Annotated in this window: 15 protein-coding genes; 9 read left to right on the forward strand and 6 right to left on the reverse strand. The window is 65.5% G+C overall.

Annotated elements, in window-relative coordinates; all coding sequences use genetic code 11:
* Positions 1–105 precede the first annotated feature (105 nt).
* On the forward strand, positions 106–1,671 hold the full coding sequence (locus HFK18_RS12025; RefSeq protein ID WP_180166419.1) for an oligopeptide:H+ symporter: 1,566 nt from the start codon (positions 106–108) through the stop codon (positions 1,669–1,671).
* Positions 1,672–1,678: 7 nt separating this feature from the next.
* Positions 1,679–2,305, forward strand: a complete 627-nt coding sequence (locus HFK18_RS12030; RefSeq protein WP_025876742.1) for a rhomboid family intramembrane serine protease — start codon at positions 1,679–1,681, stop codon at positions 2,303–2,305.
* Between the two features lie 58 nt (positions 2,306–2,363).
* On the opposite strand, the gene HFK18_RS12035 is transcribed toward HFK18_RS12030, so the two are convergent.
* Positions 2,364–2,525: a hypothetical protein gene (locus HFK18_RS12035; RefSeq protein WP_165780990.1), complete on the reverse strand. Its 162-nt coding sequence runs from the start codon at positions 2,523–2,525 to the stop codon at positions 2,364–2,366.
* A 208-nt stretch (positions 2,526–2,733) separates the two neighbouring features.
* Between HFK18_RS12035 and HFK18_RS12040 the strand changes: the two genes are divergently transcribed.
* Genes HFK18_RS12040 through cfa form a run of 3 tightly spaced genes read left to right on the forward strand, consistent with a single transcriptional unit; the run spans position 2,734 to position 5,092 of the window.
* A complete protein-coding gene (locus HFK18_RS12040; RefSeq protein ID WP_089236171.1) occupies positions 2,734–3,036 on the forward strand; it encodes a GNAT family N-acetyltransferase in 303 nt (100 codons plus the stop codon).
* 36 nt (positions 3,037–3,072) lie between these two features.
* Positions 3,073–3,954, forward strand: a complete 882-nt coding sequence (locus tag HFK18_RS12045) for a DUF3298 and DUF4163 domain-containing protein (RefSeq protein ID WP_180166420.1) — start codon at positions 3,073–3,075, stop codon at positions 3,952–3,954.
* Positions 3,955–3,973: 19 nt separating this feature from the next.
* A complete protein-coding gene (gene cfa, locus HFK18_RS12050; protein ID WP_180166421.1) occupies positions 3,974–5,092 on the forward strand; it encodes a cyclopropane fatty acyl phospholipid synthase in 1,119 nt (372 codons plus the stop codon).
* Between the two features lie 140 nt (positions 5,093–5,232).
* Here cfa and HFK18_RS12055 read toward each other — a convergent pair whose 3' ends face one another.
* Positions 5,233–7,398, reverse strand: coding sequence for a M3 family metallopeptidase (locus HFK18_RS12055; RefSeq protein ID WP_099821155.1), 2,166 nt, complete (start codon positions 7,396–7,398; stop codon positions 5,233–5,235).
* A 162-nt stretch (positions 7,399–7,560) separates the two neighbouring features.
* Between HFK18_RS12055 and HFK18_RS12060 the strand changes: the two genes are divergently transcribed.
* Positions 7,561–8,040, forward strand: a complete 480-nt coding sequence (locus HFK18_RS12060; protein WP_180166422.1) for a glutathione peroxidase — start codon at positions 7,561–7,563, stop codon at positions 8,038–8,040.
* 47 nt (positions 8,041–8,087) lie between these two features.
* Here HFK18_RS12060 and HFK18_RS12065 read toward each other — a convergent pair whose 3' ends face one another.
* The 4 genes from HFK18_RS12065 to HFK18_RS12080 form a co-directional block, all read right to left on the reverse strand.
* Positions 8,088–8,867, reverse strand: coding sequence for a ferredoxin--NADP reductase (locus tag HFK18_RS12065; protein WP_180166423.1), 780 nt, complete (start codon positions 8,865–8,867; stop codon positions 8,088–8,090).
* A 79-nt stretch (positions 8,868–8,946) separates the two neighbouring features.
* Positions 8,947–10,818, reverse strand: coding sequence for an ABC transporter ATP-binding protein (locus HFK18_RS12070; protein WP_099821153.1), 1,872 nt, complete (start codon positions 10,816–10,818; stop codon positions 8,947–8,949).
* Between the two features lie 378 nt (positions 10,819–11,196).
* Positions 11,197–11,646, reverse strand: coding sequence for a carboxymuconolactone decarboxylase family protein (locus HFK18_RS12075; protein WP_180166424.1), 450 nt, complete (start codon positions 11,644–11,646; stop codon positions 11,197–11,199).
* 36 nt (positions 11,647–11,682) lie between these two features.
* Complete coding sequence (locus HFK18_RS12080) at positions 11,683–12,579, reverse strand: RNA polymerase sigma-70 factor (RefSeq protein ID WP_180166425.1); 897 nt, start codon at positions 12,577–12,579, stop codon at positions 11,683–11,685.
* Positions 12,580–12,727: 148 nt separating this feature from the next.
* Here HFK18_RS12080 and HFK18_RS12085 point away from each other — a divergent pair, with 148 nt between their 5' ends.
* The 3 genes from HFK18_RS12085 to HFK18_RS12095 all read left to right on the forward strand — a co-directional run bounded on the left by HFK18_RS12085 (position 12,728) and on the right by HFK18_RS12095 (position 15,130).
* Positions 12,728–14,245, forward strand: a complete 1,518-nt coding sequence (locus tag HFK18_RS12085) for a fumarate hydratase (RefSeq protein ID WP_180166426.1) — start codon at positions 12,728–12,730, stop codon at positions 14,243–14,245.
* Between the two features lie 109 nt (positions 14,246–14,354).
* Positions 14,355–14,771 carry a hypothetical protein gene (locus tag HFK18_RS12090; protein WP_180166427.1) on the forward strand — a complete coding sequence of 139 codons (417 nt, stop codon included), beginning with the start codon at positions 14,355–14,357 and terminating at the stop codon, positions 14,769–14,771.
* Positions 14,772–14,785: 14 nt separating this feature from the next.
* Complete coding sequence (locus HFK18_RS12095) at positions 14,786–15,130, forward strand: hypothetical protein (RefSeq protein WP_180166428.1); 345 nt, start codon at positions 14,786–14,788, stop codon at positions 15,128–15,130.
* Positions 15,131–15,168 lie beyond the last annotated feature (38 nt).

Consider the following 15,168-nt stretch of genomic DNA (forward strand, 5'->3'; position numbering starts at 1 on the left):
TGCCTGCCATGCTTTGGCGCGGCTGTCATGCAGCCCTGCAGCGTGCTTCGCACGCACAGGTTCCGGTACTCTTGCGCCTTTCGTTTTGCAGGAATGCCTTACAGGATGAGCCACGACGCAGTCGCCCCCATCGCCGGCCAGGGAAAGATGCCGCGCCAGATCCCGTACATCATCGGCAATGAGGCCTGCGAGCGGTTCAGTTTCTACGGGATGCGCAACATCCTGGTGCAGTTCCTGATCACCTCGCTGCTGCTGCAGGAAATCACTGCGGAAGGCCGTGCCGGTGAAGCCAAGGACATCATGCACAGCTTCATGATCGGCGTGTATTTCTTCCCGCTGCTCGGCGGCTGGCTGGCCGACAAGTTCTTCGGCAAGTACCACACCATCCTGTGGTTCAGCCTGGTCTACTGCATGGGCCACCTGTGCCTTGCGTTGTTCGAGGGCAGTCGTGAGGGCTTCTTCCTCGGCCTGGGCCTGATCGCACTGGGTGCCGGTGGCATCAAGCCGCTGGTGGCCTCGTTCATGGGCGACCAGTTCGACCAGAGCAACAAGCACCTGGCCAAGATCGTCTTCGACGCCTTCTACTGGATCATCAACTTCGGCTCGCTGTTCGCCTCGCTGCTGATTCCGCTGGTGCTGAAGAACTGGGGCCCGCAGTGGGCCTTCGGCATTCCGGGCATCCTGATGTTCATCGCCACCTTCGTGTTCTGGCTGGGCCGCAAGCGCTACGTGCTGGTGCCGCTGCCGCCGAAGGACCCGCATTCGTTCGCCAACGTGGTGCGCACCGCGCTGACCGCGCGCGTTGCCGGCCAGGGCCGTCCGGGCCTGGTCATGGCCGTGGTCGGGCTGGTGCTGGCCGTGGCCTCGTTCGGTCTGGTCGGCTCGCTCGGCATCGTGATCTGCCTGTGCCTGGCGCTGGTGTCGATCCTGGCAGGCATCGGTGGCGGCACCTGGCTGCAGCTGGACCGTGCGCGCGGCCAGCACCCGGCCGAAGCCGTGGAAGGCGTGCGCTCGGTGCTGCGGGTGCTGGTGATCTTCGCGCTGACCACCCCGTTCTTCTCGTTGTTCGACCAGAAGGCCTCGACCTGGGTGCTGCAGGGCCAGCAGATGCAGATGCCGAGCTGGTTCACCGCCTCGCAGATGCAGGCGCTGAATCCGCTGCTGGTGATGATCCTGATTCCGTTCAACAACCTGGTGCTGTACCCGGCCTTGCGCCGTTTCGGCTTCGAGCCGACCGCACTGCGCCGGATGACCGCCGGCATCGCCTTCAGCGGCCTGGCCTGGATCGTGGTCGGTGGCATCCAGGTGGTGATGGACGGTGGCAACGCGATGTCGATCTTCTGGCAGATGCTGCCGTACGCGCTGCTGACCTTCGGTGAAGTGCTGGTCTCGGCCACCGGCCTGGAGTTCGCCTACAGCCAGGCACCGCAGGCCATGAAGGGCGTGGTGATGAGCTTCTGGAACCTGACCACCACCATCGGCAACCTGTGGGTGCTGCTGTCCAATGCCGCCGTGCGCAATGACACGGTCACCCACAGGATCGCCAGTACGGGCCTGAGCGAGGCGGCATTCCTGATGTTCTTCTTCGCCGGATTTGCTTTCGTCGCGGCGTTGGTCTTCGGTTGGTATGCGAAACGCTATCGTATGGTCGACAACTACCGCACCGCCTGAGCCTGACATGACCCCCGTCAATCTGCTGTTGATCGCCATCACCGCCATCCTGTCGTGGATGGCGTTCAACAACCGCAAGCTGGCCGACCGCCTGATCCTGTGGCCGCCGGCGGTGGATCGCCACCGCCAGTACGACCGGCTGATCACCTACGGCTTCATCCACGCCGACTGGTCGCACCTGATCTTCAACATGATCACCCTGTTCTTCTTCGGGGGATTCATCGAGAGCGTGATGGTGCAGCTGACCGGCAGCTACCTGGTCTATCCGGCCTTCTACGTCGGTGCGCTGCTGGTCTCGATCCTGCCCAGCTACCTGAAGAACCAGAAGAACCCGAACTACCTCAGCCTCGGTGCGTCCGGGGCAGTGTCGGCGGTGCTGTTCGCCTTCATCCTGATCAAGCCGTGGTCGATCATCCTGGTGTTCTTCATCCCGGCGCCGGCGATCGTCTATGCCGCGTTCTACGTCGGCTACAGCATCTGGATGGACAAGCGCGGTGGCGATCGCATCAACCACAGCGCGCATCTGGCCGGTGCGGCGTTCGGCGTGATCTTCATGCTGGCCATGCAGCCGAGCATCTTCAGTCACTTCCTGCGCGAGCTGTCCAACCCGACCTTCCGCCTCGGCGGCGGCTGAGGGTGGCTGGGGTCGGATCCACGGGATCCGACCCCCGGGGCTGCGGCCCCGCTCCGGGTCAGGCCCGGGTTTCCTGACCGTAGGTATCGAGCAGGCGGGAGAACACTTCCTCGCCGATGCTCTGGAACGCCTGGTCTTCGGTCTGTCCCTCCACGGCCAGTTGCAGCAGGCCCTCCAGCAGGGCGTGATCGGTATCGGAATGGGAATCGCTGGGGTGCATCGCGGGCCTCCACGGCAGATCGCTTGGTCGACTGTCGCAAGGGGCATGCCAGCCTGGCGCACCCCTGCAGAGGGGTTAGCGGCCGGCCGGGCTGCAGCTTGAGGGCAATAACTGACGCAGCAGGCACAGACTTGTCCCTGTTCAGGCTTCACGCGATCATGGCGCCCGTCTGCGCACCATCCACGCAGTCGCCGCAGGAGACAGTCCCATGGCTTCGGTCACGCCCCCCGGTCTGGCTTACGAGGTCGAACACGATCAGGTCAACCACCGGTTCACCGCCCGCGTGCGCGGGCAGGTGGCACTGCTGGACTACCAGATCAAACGCAGGCGGATGGTCATCACCCATACCGAAGTGCCCGAGCCGATCGCCGGCCGTGGCATTGCCGGTGAGCTGACCCGGGTCGCACTGCGTTTCGCCCGGGAGCAGAAGTACAAGGTGGTGCCGGCATGTGCCTATGCCGAGGCCTTCCTGCAGCGGCACGAGGAGTATCACGATCTGCTTGTGGGCTGAATCCAGCGGGCAACGCTTCAGCCAGGGCAGGCGATGATGTATGAACATGAACAGGGGATCCCGATGAAGATTGGAAACAACCGGCCACTGCACGCCAGCGTGCTGGCCGGCGCTATGGGCGTGCTGTTGCTGGCCGGTTGCCAGCGCGAGAACGAGGCGGCACCGGCCACCGACGCCGCGCCTGCGGCCGAAGCCACTGGCACCGCCGAGACACCCGCAGCGGAAGCGCCGTTGGATCTGCGCGATGTGATCGAGAACAACGAACGTGAAGTGGTCGGCATCAGCTACCCGGCGGGCATCGATCGCTATCCGGGCCTGGCGCGCGCGCTGCAGGCCTATGCCACCTCCGCCCGCAGCGATCTGCAGCAGGCGCTGGACGGTCTGGGCAACGACAAGCCGACCATGCCCTATGAGCTGTCGCTAAGCTTCGAGAAGCTGCTGGAGACGCCGCAGCTGGTGGTGGTCAGCGCCGACGGCAGCCGCTACACCGGTGGCGCCCACGGCGAACCGCTGGTTGCACGTTTCGTGTGGTTGCCGGCGCAGCAGCAGATGTTGAGCGCCGACAAGCTGGTGACTGACGCCAAGGGCTGGAAGGCGATCAGCGATTTCGTCGCCGACCAGCTGCGTGAGCGCGTGGCCACCCGCCTCAGCGGCGAGGACATGGACCCGTCGCAGCTGCAGGAGTCGCTGCGCAATGCCTCGCGGATGATCGCCGACGGCACCGGTCCGCAGGCCGACAATTTCAGCCAGTTCCAGCCGCTGACCGACGACAAGGGTCAGATCACCGCGCTGCGCTTCGTGTTCCCGCCCTACCAGGTGGGTCCATACTCGGATGGCACCCAGACCGCCGATGTACCGGCCTCGGTGGTGTTGCCGCACGTGGCCAAGGACTACGTGGAGCTGTTCGCGCGCGGGTAACCGCAGACGAGGAGGTGTCGTGGATACAGGGTTGCAGGAGCGGGTCACCGGCCTGCTCCACGAGGCCGGGGTCCAGATCGATGGAACCCGGCCGCAGGATATCCAGGTGCATGACCCGCGCTTTTTCGCGCGGGTCATGGCGCACGGCTCACTCGGCCTGGGCGAGAGCTACATGGACGGCTGGTGGGATGCCAACGTCCTTGATGAGTTTCTGTACCACCTGATGCAGGCGCACCTGGACGAACGGGTGCACGGCTGGCGCGAGGTGGCCGACGCTTTGAAGGCGCGTCTGTTCAACCTGCAGGCCGGGCAACGCAGCTATGAAGTCGGCCGTCGCCACTACGACCTCGGCAATGACCTGTACCAGGCCATGCTCGGCCAGCGCCTGGTCTATAGCTGCGGGTATTGGCGCAACGCCAACGATCTGGATGCGGCGCAGGAAGCCAAGCTCGATCTGGTGTGCCGCAAGCTCGGGCTGCGCCCCGGGCAACGCGTGCTGGATATCGGCTGCGGTTGGGGCGAGGCGCTGAAGTTCGCGGCCGAGCGCTACGGTGTCAGTGGCGTGGGCATCACCATTTCGCAGGAGCAGGCCGACTACGCGCGTGAGCTGTGCGCTGGCCTGCCGATCGAGATCCGGCTGCAGGACTATCGCGAACTGGACGAGCCGTTCGATGCGATCTTCTCGATCGGCATGTTCGAGCACGTCGGCGACAAGAACTACCGCAGTTTCTTCGACGTGGCGCGACGCTGCCTGTCGCCGCGCGGGCTGCTGCTGTTGCACACCATTGGCAGCAACGTCTCGCGCCATCGCACCGATCCGTGGATCGCGCGCTACATCTTCCCCAACTCGATGCTGCCGTCGGCGGCGCAGATCAGTCGCGCGTTTGAAGGGCGTTTCGTGCTGGAGGACTGGCACAACTTCGGTACCGACTATGACCTGACGCTGCAGGCGTGGCGACGCAATGTGGAAGCGGCGTGGCCGACACTGGATGCGCGACGCTATGACGAGCGGTTCCGTCGCCTGTGGCGGTTCTACCTGGCCGGATCGATGGCGACGTTCCGTAGCCGGCATGCGCAGCTGTGGCAGCTGGTGCTGTCGCCGCAGGGCGTACCCGGGGGATATGTGGCGCCGCGGTGATCTGGAAGAGCATCCACGCATGGCGTGGATCTACTGGGATCACGCAACCCTGCGGTAGATCCACGCCATGCGTGGATGACGCACAAAAAAAACCGCCCGGTCTCCCGGGCGGTTTTCATTTCACGCTACGGTGCCGGCGATCAGTTGCCGGTGCCGGTCAGGCCACGCTTTTCCAGCAGCGGTTCGATCTGCGGCTCGTGGCCGGCGAAATCGCGGAACAGCTGCATCGCATCCACGCTGCCACCCTTGGACAGCAGGGTCGCGCGGAAGTGGTCGCCGTTCTTGCGGCTCAGGCCACCGTTGTCGCGGAACCACTTCTGGGTGTTGGCGTCCAGCACTTCCGACCAGATGTAGGCGTAGTAGCCGGCCGAGTAGCCGCCCATGATGTGGCTGAAGTACGGGGTCTTGTAGCGCGGCGGAACCGGCGCGTAGTAGATGCCGTCCTTCTCCAGCGCGGCGCGCTCGAAGGCCATCACGTCCTTGGCGGCCGGCACCTGGTCCGGGCCGATCTGGTGCCAGCGCTGGTCGAGCATGGCGGCGCCCAGGTACTCGGTGGTGGCAAAGCCCTGGTTGAACTTGGCCGCGGCCAGCACCTTGTCCAGCAGTGCCTGCGGCATCACCGAACCGTTCTGGTAGTGCTTGGCGTAGTTCTTCAGGATGGCCGGGTTGTCGGCCCACATTTCGTTGACCTGCGAGGGGAACTCGACGAAGTCGCGCGGCACCGCGGTGCCCGAGAAGTACGGATACTTCACGTTCGAGAACATGCCGTGCAGGGCGTGGCCGAACTCGTGGAAGGTGGTGCTCACTTCATCCCAGGTCAGCAGGGTCGGCTGGCCGGCCGGCGGCTTGGGGATGTTCAGGTGGTTGGCCACCACTGGCTTGAAGCCGGTCAGCTTGGACTGCGAGACGTACGAGTTCATCCATGCACCACCGCGCTTGGACGCACGTGCGTACGGGTCGAAGATGAAGATCGCCAGCTGGCTGCCGTCGGCATCGAACACGTCATAGACGGTGACGTCGTCGTGGTAGACCGGCAGGTCGGTGCGCTGCTTGAAGGTCAGGCCGAATTCCTGGTTGGCGGCGAAGAACACGCCGTTTTCCAGCACGTTCTTGATCTCGAAGTACGGCTTCAGCTGCGACTCGTCGAAGTTGTACTTGGCCTGGCGCACCTTCTCGCTGTAGAAGGCCCAGTCCCACGGCTCCAGCTTGAAGGTCGGCTTGCCGGCGGCCTTCTGTTCCTGGTCGATCATCGCCTGCAGGTCGGCGGCTTCGCGCTTGGCATTGGCCACCGCGGCCGGGGCCAGCTTGCCCAGCATCGCATTGACCGCTTCGGGGGTCTTGGCGGTCTGGTTGGTCAGGTTGTAGGCGGCGAAGTTCGGGAAGCCCATCAGCTTGGCCTTGTCGGCGCGCAGCTGCATGATGCGCGCGACCAGCGCGGTGTTGTCGAACTCACCGCCGCGGCTGCCGCGGGTGGTGGAGGCCTCGTAGATCTTCTGGCGCAGGGCGCGGTTGGCCAGGTTGGTCAGCGGCGGCTGGCCGGTGGTGTTGAGCAGGGTGATCACGTACTTGCCGTCCAGGCCGCGGGCCTTGGCGGCTTCGGCGGCGGCGGCGATCTGTTCCTTGGACAGGCCGTCCAGTTCCTTGACGTCGTTGACGGTGATCGCCGAAGCGTTCACTTCCGACTGCACGTTCTGGCTGAACTTGGTGCCCAGGTTGGCCAGCTCGGCGTTCATTTCCTTCAGCTTGGTCTTGTCGGCCTCGGACAGCTTGGCGCCAGCGCGCACGTAGTTGTCGTAGTACTTCTCGACCAGGCGCACGCCTTCAGCGTCCAGGCCCAGGGTGGTGCGGCTGTCATACAGCGCCTGGATGCGTGCAAACAGCTTGCCGTTCAGCGCGATTGCGTCGCTGTGCGCGGCGAACTTCGCCGAATAGTCGGCCTGCAGCTTCTTGCGGGTGTCGTTGGTATCGGCGCCGACCAGGCTGAAGAACACGGTGGTCGCGCGATCAAGGGTGTCACCGCTCTTTTCCAGAGCGATGATGGTGTTGTCGAAGGTCGGCTTGGCCTTGGTGTTGGCGATCGCTTCCACTTCCTTCAGCTGCTGCGCCATGCCGGCGTCGAAGGCCGGGGCGAAGTCGCTGTCCTTGATCTTGTCGAACTGCGGGAAATGCAGCGGCAGCGGGCTGTCGGCGAAGAACGGATTGGCCTGCTGTGCGTTGGCAGCGGCCGGGGTGGCGGCGCTGGCCGAATAGGCGGGCAGGGCAAGGCCGAGGGTCATGGCCACGGCAAGGGCAAGGCGGGTGGTCAAGGTCGATACTCCGGTAAGGCAAACAAGGGCCCGAGGGTAACCCGGCCCGGCGCGCCTGCACTTGTGTCAAAAGGCATGTTGGCAACGCAGCCCTGCTGCAGAGCCACTCCATGGGTGGCTGCCCGGGTACCATGGAGAACACCGCCCCCCAGGCCCGTTGCCATGACCACCGCCTACGATTTCAGCTTCCGCGACCTCGACGGCCAGCCGCACGCGCTGGCGCAGTACCAGGGCCGTCCGCTGCTGCTGGTCAACGTGGCCAGTCGCTGTGGCTTCACCCCGCAGTACACCGGGCTGGAACAGCTGTGGCAGGACTACCGTGATCGCGGCCTGGTGGTGATCGGCTTTCCCTGCAACCAGTTCGGCGCGCAGGAACCGGGCGATGCCGCGCAGATCCGCCAGTTCTGTTCGATTGATTACCCGGTCAGCTTCCCGCTGTCGCAGAAGATCGAGGTCAACGGCGAGGGGGCCGACCCGCTGTGGGCGTGGCTGTCGCACGAGAAGCGCGGGCTGCTGGGCATCGCCCGCATCAAGTGGAACTTCAGCAAGTTCCTGGTCGATCGCAAAGGGCAGGTGGTAGATCGCTATGCGCCGACCACCACGCCGGAGCAGCTGCGCGGCGGCATCGAGGCGCTGCTGTAGCCGCTCTCTGTAGAGCCGAGCGTGGGCTCGGCTCTCCACAGCCCGGCTTATTTCTCGACGAACGCGCGCTCGAACACGTAGTGGCCGGGCGTACCGATGCGCGGCGAGGTCTGGAAGCCGCGGCTGTCCAGCACGGTGCGCAGGTCGGCCAGCATCTGCGGGCTGCCGCAGATCATCGCGCGGTCGTTTTCCGGGCTCAGCTCCGGCAGGCCCAGGGTGCGCTGCATTTCGCCGCTTTCCATCAGCTGGGTCAGGCGGCCCTGGTTCGGGAACGGTTCGCGGGTCACTGCCGGGTAGTACAGCAGCTTGTCACCGACCATTTCGCCCAGGAACTCATGCTCGCGCAGCTCCTTCTCGAAATAATCGCGATAGGCCAGGTCCTTTTCGTAGCGCACACCGTGGCACAGGATCACCTTGTCGAAGCGCTCGTAGGTTTCCGGGTCCTTGATCACCGACAGCCACGGCGCCAGGCCGGTGCCCGTGCCCAGCAGATACAGGTGCTTGCCCGGGTGCAGGTCGCTGATCAGCAGGGTGCCGGTGGGCTTCTTGCCGACCAGGACCTTGTCGCCCGGCTTGATGTGCTGCAGGCGCGAGGTCAGCGGGCCGTCCTGCACCTTGATGCTGAAGAATTCCAGCTGTTCTTCCCAGTTCGCGCTGGCGATGGAGTACGCGCGCAGCAGCGGCCGCGCGTCGGTCTCCAGGCCGATCATCACGAACTGGCCGTTCTCGAAGCGGAAACCGCTGTCACGGGTGAGGGTGAAGCTGAAGTAGGCGTCGGTCCAGTGGCGGACCTCAAGCACCGTTTCGGCGCCGAAAGCGGAGGACATGGGCGTATCTATCGGAAGTCGTCGGGACAATTCTATCTCAAATGAGACAGGTTCTCATTAGGCGGAACGAGAGGCGTTCTCAGCGGTAACCTGCCGCCTGCAGTTCGAACAGCTCGGCATAGCGGCCGCCCTGTGCCATCAGCTCCTGGTGGGTGCCGCTGGCCTCGATCCGGCCATCGGCCAGTACCAGGATGCGGTCGGCCATGCGCACGGATGAGAAACGGTGGGAAATCAGCACTGCAGTGCGATTATCCGCCAACTCCCTGAACCGCTGGAACACCTCGAACTCGGCGCGGGCATCCAGCGCCGCGGTGGGCTCATCCAGGATCATCACCTGTGCATCGCGCATCCACGCGCGGGCGATGGCGATCTTCTGCCACTGGCCACCCGACAGGTCCACGCCCTGCTTGAAGCGGCGGCCGATCTGCTGGTCGTAGCCGCCGGGCAGGGCAGCGATCACTTCCTCGGCCATGCCGCGGCGGGCGGCATCGGTGATCCGCGCACGGTCGTCCATCGCTTCGACCTGGCCGACACCGATGTTCTCGCCGGCACTGAGGTTGTAACGCACGAAGTCCTGGAAGATCACGCCGAGGTTGGCGCGCAGGTCGTCCAGGTCGTAGTCGCGCAGGTCGCGGCCATCGAGCAGGATGCGGCCTTCGTCCGGTTCATACAGGCGTGCCAGCAGCTTGACCAGGGTGGTCTTGCCTGCACCGTTCTCACCGACCAGTGCCAGCACTTCGCCCGCGTGCAGCTGGAAATCGAGGTGACGCACGGCCCACTGCTCGGCATCGGGGTAGCGGAAGCCCACGTCTTCGAACACGAAGCCTTCGCGGATCGGCTGCGGCACGCGCACCGCGTCCTTGCGCGAGTGGATTTCCGGTTCGATCTGGAAGAACGAATACAGGTCGTCCAGGTACAACGCCTGGCTGGCCACCTGCGAGAAGCCGATCAGCAGGCCTTCCAGCAACTGGCGCAGGCGCAGGAAGCTGCCGGCGAGGAAGGTCAGGTCACCGATCGAAAAATCGCCGCGCACCGTGCGCCAGGCGATATAGGCATACGCGGTGTAGTAGCCCAGCGTGCCCAGCGCGGCCAGCAGCGTGCCCCAGAACGCACGCCGCCGGGCGAGCGCGCGGTTGGCCAGGAACAGTGCCGCCGACAAGCTGCGGTAACGGTCGACCAGGAACCGGTGCAGGTTGAAGATCTTTACTTCCTTGGCCGTTTCCACGCTGGCGCCGAGCTGGCGCAGGTAGTCCAGCTGGCGGCGTTCCGGCGTCCACAGGAAGTTGAGGCTGTAGCCAGCCGCATTGAAGTGCGATTCGCCGATGAAGGCCGGCACCAGCGCCAGCGCCAGCAGCAGGATCAGCCACGGTGCATAGACCAGCAGGCCGACCGCCAGGCTGGCGACGGTGATCGCATCCTGCACTTGGCCGAACAGCTGGCTCATCAGGTTCATCCGGCCCATGGTCTGGCGCCGCGCACGGTCCAGCTTGTCCTGCAGGTCCGGGTCCTCGAAGTCCTCCAGGTCCAGGGTCGCCGCATGTTCCATCAGGCGCACGCTGGTGGCGTTGGCGAACAGCTCCGACAACAGCGCATCGGCGTAGCTGACCAGGCGGCCGAGCAGGTCCGAGGCGATCGCCAGGCCCAGTTCCAGCGCCAGCAGGCCGAGCAACGGGTTGAGCAGCCCACTGGACAGCGCCTCGCCCAGCGGCGGGAAGCCCGCGTCGTGCTGGCTGAGGTGCAGTGCGGTATCGATGATCAGCTTGCCGACGTACAGCATCGCCACCGGCAGCAGCGCACGGATCAGGCGCAGGCCAAGGCTGGCGATGGTCAGGGCGCGGCTGGTCTGCCACACCTGGCGCAGGAACGGCGGCAGGTTGCGCATCGCCTTGAAGCGTTGACGCAGGCTGGGTTTCTTGGCGCCGGCAGCGCCGGCAATGGGGGAAGCAGGCATGCCGCCATTGTGCGCGCCTGATACGTGCAGATGGGGTCAGGGCAGCCGTGTGGCCGACACCGGGGTCAGATCCCTTTGCGCAGCAAAGGGCTCTGACCCAACCACATCCACGCGTGGCGTGGATCTACTGTGTCGACCAAGGTCGACAGCTACCGAACAGCCGCAGGAAACTGTCGAAGGCGGGGTGGGGCAGGTCGCAGGGGCGTGAGCCGCATGGATGCGGCGACCGAGCTTACATGGACGTACTTGCAGCGTCCCCTGCGACCTGACCCACCCCGCCATCCCGCAGGAAGCCAGCTTCTGCTGTTGCTGTTGAGGTTGCCGGCCAGCGGCCGGCACTACAGACGGGTGCCAGGTGCAGCCCGGCCGGCAACCCCCTTACGGCAGCGGCGGCAGCAATCCGGCCCCCAGTCGGTTCCAGGCATTGATCACCGCGATCCCCATGCTCAGGTCGCTGATGCCCTTCTCATCGAAGTGCGGCGCCAACGCATCGAACGCCGCCTGCGACGGCGCACCATCGGTCAACCGGGTCAGCGCCTCGGCCCAGCCCAGCGCCGCGCGTTCGTGGTCGTCGAAGAAGCGGCTTTCGTGCCAGGCCGGCAGCGTATCCAGCTTGCGCGGCTCGATGCCGCCCTTGCGCAGCGTGGTGGCATGCATGTCCATGCAGTAACCGCAGCCGTTGAGCTGCGAGACGCGCAGGAACACCAGTTCCATCAGGGTCGGATCGATCGAACTGTCATGCACCGCCTTGCTGGTGGCCAGCAGGCCCTTGAAGGCGTCGGCGGCGAGGCGGGTGTAGGGAACGCGGGGAGAGGCAGGGTTGGACATCTTCAGCTCCACGGCGACCACGATGGCCGCCTTTCGTTACAAGGACGCCGCAGTGTCGGCGCGCGTGACAACCGCAGGCAGCTTTTCCGGATTGAGCACGCTGTACACATTGGCGATGCGGCCATCGACCACTTCGATGGTGGTCACCGAATGCAGGCGGTCGCCATGGAAACGCAGGATCGCCGGTTCGCCGTTGACGTAGCCGAGCTGCGCCGGATGCGCTGCGCCGCGGCGGGCGATGGCCCAGAACAGACGGCCGATGCGCTCGGCGCCCAGCAGCGGACGCACCGCCGCAGTAACCACGCCACCGCCATCGGAGACCAGCAGCGCGTTGGCATGCAGCAGCGCTTGGATCGCCTCGCTGTCGCCGCGCTGGGAGGCGTCCATGAAACGCGCCAGCAGTTGCCGGTGCTGGCTGGCGTCGGCGTTGAAGCGTGGCCGCCCCGCCTGCAGGCGCTGCCGGGCACGGTGCACCAGCTGCCGGCAGTTGGCCTCGCTGTGGCCGATCAGATCGGCGATCTCGCGGTAGTCGTGGTCGAAGGCTTCCTTCAGCAGGAAGGCGGCGCGCTCCTCCGGGCCGAGCTGTTCGAGCAGGGTCAGGAAGGCCACCGATACATCATCGGCCAGCGCGTGCAGCTGGGCCGGACCGGGCGCCGGATCAGGTTCGAGGGTGATCGCCAGTGGTTCAGCCAGCCACGGGCCCACGTAGTGCGCGCGCTCACGCTTGGCTGCGCGCAGCCGGTCCAGGCCCAGACGGGTGGTGGTGGTGACCAGCCAGGCCTCCGCGTCGACGATGGCCGCCGTATCGGCGCCGGACCAGCGCAGCCAGGCGTCCTGCACCACGTCTTCGGCGTCGCTGCGGCTGCCCAGCAGGCGGTAGGCCAGCGCCATCAGGCGCGGGCGGTGGGTATGGAAGGCGGTTTCGGCGTTCATATAGGCAAGGACGCCGGGGCAGGCGCGGGCGTGACAGAGGGCAGGGCTCAGATCTTGCCGGGCAGCGGCCGGCACTGCCACCCCGCGGCCGAGGGAGGGGGTAAAATGGGCGGATTACCCCCGCCAGCCTTCAGCAAGCGAGCAATCCGTGACATCGATCAAGCAGGAAGACCTCATCCAGTCCGTCGCCGACGCGCTGCAGTACATCTCGTACTACCACCCGGTCGACTACATCAAGAACCTTGCCGCCGCCTACGAGCGCGAGGAGTCGCCGGCAGCGAAGGAGGCGATCGCGCAGATCCTGATCAACTCGCGGATGTGCGCCGAAGGCCACCGGCCGATCTGCCAGGACACCGGCATCGTCACCTTGTTCCTGGAAATCGGCATGGACGTGCGCTGGGATGACGCCACCATGGGCGTGGAGGACATGGCCAACGAGGGCATCCGTCGCGCCTACCTGTACCCGGACAACAAGCTGCGCGCCTCGGTGCTGGCCGATCCGGCCGGCAAGCGCATCAACACCAAGGACAACACCCCCGGCGTGGTCAACGTCAAGGTGGTGCCGGGCAACACCGTCGAGGTGATCGTCGCCGCCAAGGGCGGTGGTTCGGAAGCCAAGACCAAGTTCGCCATGCTCAACCCGTCCGACTCGATCGTCGACTGGGTGCTGAAGACCGTGCCGACCATGGGCGCGGGCTGGTGCCCGCCGGGCATGCTCGGCATCGGCATCGGTGGCACCGCCGAAAAGGCGATGCTGCTGGCCAAGGAAGCGCTGATGGAGCCGATCGACATCACCGAGCTGCAGGCCCGCGGTGCGTCCAACCGCATTGAAGAGCTGCGCCTGGAGCTGTATGAGAAGGTCAACGCGCTGGGCATCGGCGCTCAGGGCCTGGGTGGCCTGACCACGGTGCTCGACATCAAGATCAACGACTACCCGACCCACGCGGCCAACCTGCCGGTGGCGATGATTCCGAACTGCGCCGCCACCCGGCATGCACACTTCACCCTGGATGGCAGCGGCCCGGTGATGCTGGACCCGCCGTCGCTGGAAGACTGGCCGAAGCTGACCTACGACGCCTCCAAGGGCACCCGCGTGGACCTGGACACGATCACGCCGGAAGACGTGGCCAGCTGGAAGCCGGGCCAGACCCTGCTGCTCAACGGCAAGCTGCTGACCGGCCGCGACGCCGCGCACAAGCGCATGGTCGACATGCTCAACAAGGGCGAGCAGCTGCCGGTCGATCTCAAGGGTCGCTTCATCTACTACGTCGGTCCGGTCGATCCGGTGCGTGATGAAGTGGTGGGCCCGGCCGGTCCGACCACCGCCACCCGCATGGACAAGTTCACCGAACAGGTGCTGAGCGAAACCGGCCTGCTGGGCATGGTCGGCAAGGCCGAGCGCGGCCCGGCCGCGATCGAAGCGATCAAGAAGCACAAGTCGGCCTACCTGATGGCCGTCGGTGGTTCGGCCTACCTGGTGTCCAAGGCGATCAAGGCGGCCAAGGTCGTCGGCTTCGCCGACCTGGGCATGGAAGCGATCTACGAGTTCACCGTGGAAGACATGCCGGTGACCGTGGCCGTCGATTCCACCGGCGAATCAGTGCACAAGACCGGCCCGCGCGAATGGCAGGCCCGCATCGGCAAGATTCCTGTCGTGGTGGAGTGATCGGCGCGGCGTCGTCCATGCCTGTCCGATTGCAGAACGGCGCCCTGGTGGCGCCGTTCGTCGTTTAACGTTTGCACTCGCGCGGCTTTGCTAGGGTGAGCGCGTTGCCATGGAAGGGAAGCCGCTTGTGCGTCAAGCAATACGGATCGTTTTCGCTGCAGTCGCCATTGCGTTGATGGCAGGCTGCGCGCCGCAGTATTACGTGGCGCAACCCACCAGTGGGGCCGGCCGCGTGTGTGCGGCGGGGTGTGCACAGCGGCATCTGCAATGTGCGGGTCTGGCGCGTTCGATGGCCGAAACGGCGCAGCAGAGCTGTCAGGCGGACAAAGCGCGCGTGATCGATACGTGCAGCGATATCGCTGACGAGAAGATGCGGCATCGCTGCGAGGGCGCACGTGGCGCCGGCGCATACTGCGCGACCGCAGCCAACACGCGCGCCTGCGATGCGACCCGGGCCCAGTGTGTACTCGACTGCGGCGGATCGGTGAGCGAAATCCGTTCTTCCGGCAGTCTTCCGGTCTATTGAACAAGGAGTGTCCTGTGAACCTGTTGCGCAGTCTTCCATTTGTCACTCTGCTGGCTCTTGCCGGATGCAGTGCATCGTCCTCGTCGTATGACGGTGGGGGTGGCTTCAGCGCCGGTGCCCAGTGCCAGATGCAATGCCAGGCCAGCTACCGCAGCTGCATGGCCGAAGGCGCGGGGATCGGCAGCCGCCAGTCCAGCTGCGAGCAGCAGGTGGCGCCGACGCCGGACAAACGCTGCAAGGACATCGAGCATCCGGAACTGCGTCGTTCCTGCGAATTGAAGGCGCACGACTGCACGCTGCGGGCGCCGATGATGGGCTGCGGTGAGCGTCGTGATACCTGCATGAGCAGCTGCGGCTGACCACGCCGGCGACAGCGCGCATAATCATCCGTTCCCCG

The sequence above is a fragment of the Stenotrophomonas sp. SbOxS2 genome (genome assembly GCF_013416715.1).
In the GTDB taxonomy this organism is placed as follows: Bacteria; Pseudomonadota; Gammaproteobacteria; order Xanthomonadales; family Xanthomonadaceae; genus Stenotrophomonas; species Stenotrophomonas lactitubi.

Bases quoted from the DNA above. Each gene is read 5' to 3' on its own strand.
- HFK18_RS12035 (WP_165780990.1), bottom strand. From the start codon at position 2,525: ATGCACCCCAGCGATTCCCATTCCGATACCGATCACGCCCTGCTGGAG.
- HFK18_RS12070 (WP_099821153.1), bottom strand. From the start codon at position 10,818: ATGCCTGCTTCCCCCATTGCCGGCGCTGCCGGCGCCAAGAAACCCAGC.
- HFK18_RS12060 (WP_180166422.1), top strand. From the start codon at position 7,561: ATGACCACCGCCTACGATTTCAGCTTCCGCGACCTCGACGGCCAGCCG.
- HFK18_RS12075 (WP_180166424.1), bottom strand. From the start codon at position 11,646: ATGTCCAACCCTGCCTCTCCCCGCGTTCCCTACACCCGCCTCGCCGCC.
- HFK18_RS12090 (WP_180166427.1), top strand. From the start codon at position 14,355: ATGGAAGGGAAGCCGCTTGTGCGTCAAGCAATACGGATCGTTTTCGCT.
- HFK18_RS12025 (WP_180166419.1), top strand. From the start codon at position 106: ATGAGCCACGACGCAGTCGCCCCCATCGCCGGCCAGGGAAAGATGCCG.
- HFK18_RS12040 (WP_089236171.1), top strand. From the start codon at position 2,734: ATGGCTTCGGTCACGCCCCCCGGTCTGGCTTACGAGGTCGAACACGAT.
- HFK18_RS12080 (WP_180166425.1), bottom strand. From the start codon at position 12,579: ATGAACGCCGAAACCGCCTTCCATACCCACCGCCCGCGCCTGATGGCG.
- HFK18_RS12045 (WP_180166420.1), top strand. From the start codon at position 3,073: ATGTATGAACATGAACAGGGGATCCCGATGAAGATTGGAAACAACCGG.
- HFK18_RS12065 (WP_180166423.1), bottom strand. From the start codon at position 8,867: ATGTCCTCCGCTTTCGGCGCCGAAACGGTGCTTGAGGTCCGCCACTGG.
- HFK18_RS12030 (WP_025876742.1), top strand. From the start codon at position 1,679: ATGACCCCCGTCAATCTGCTGTTGATCGCCATCACCGCCATCCTGTCG.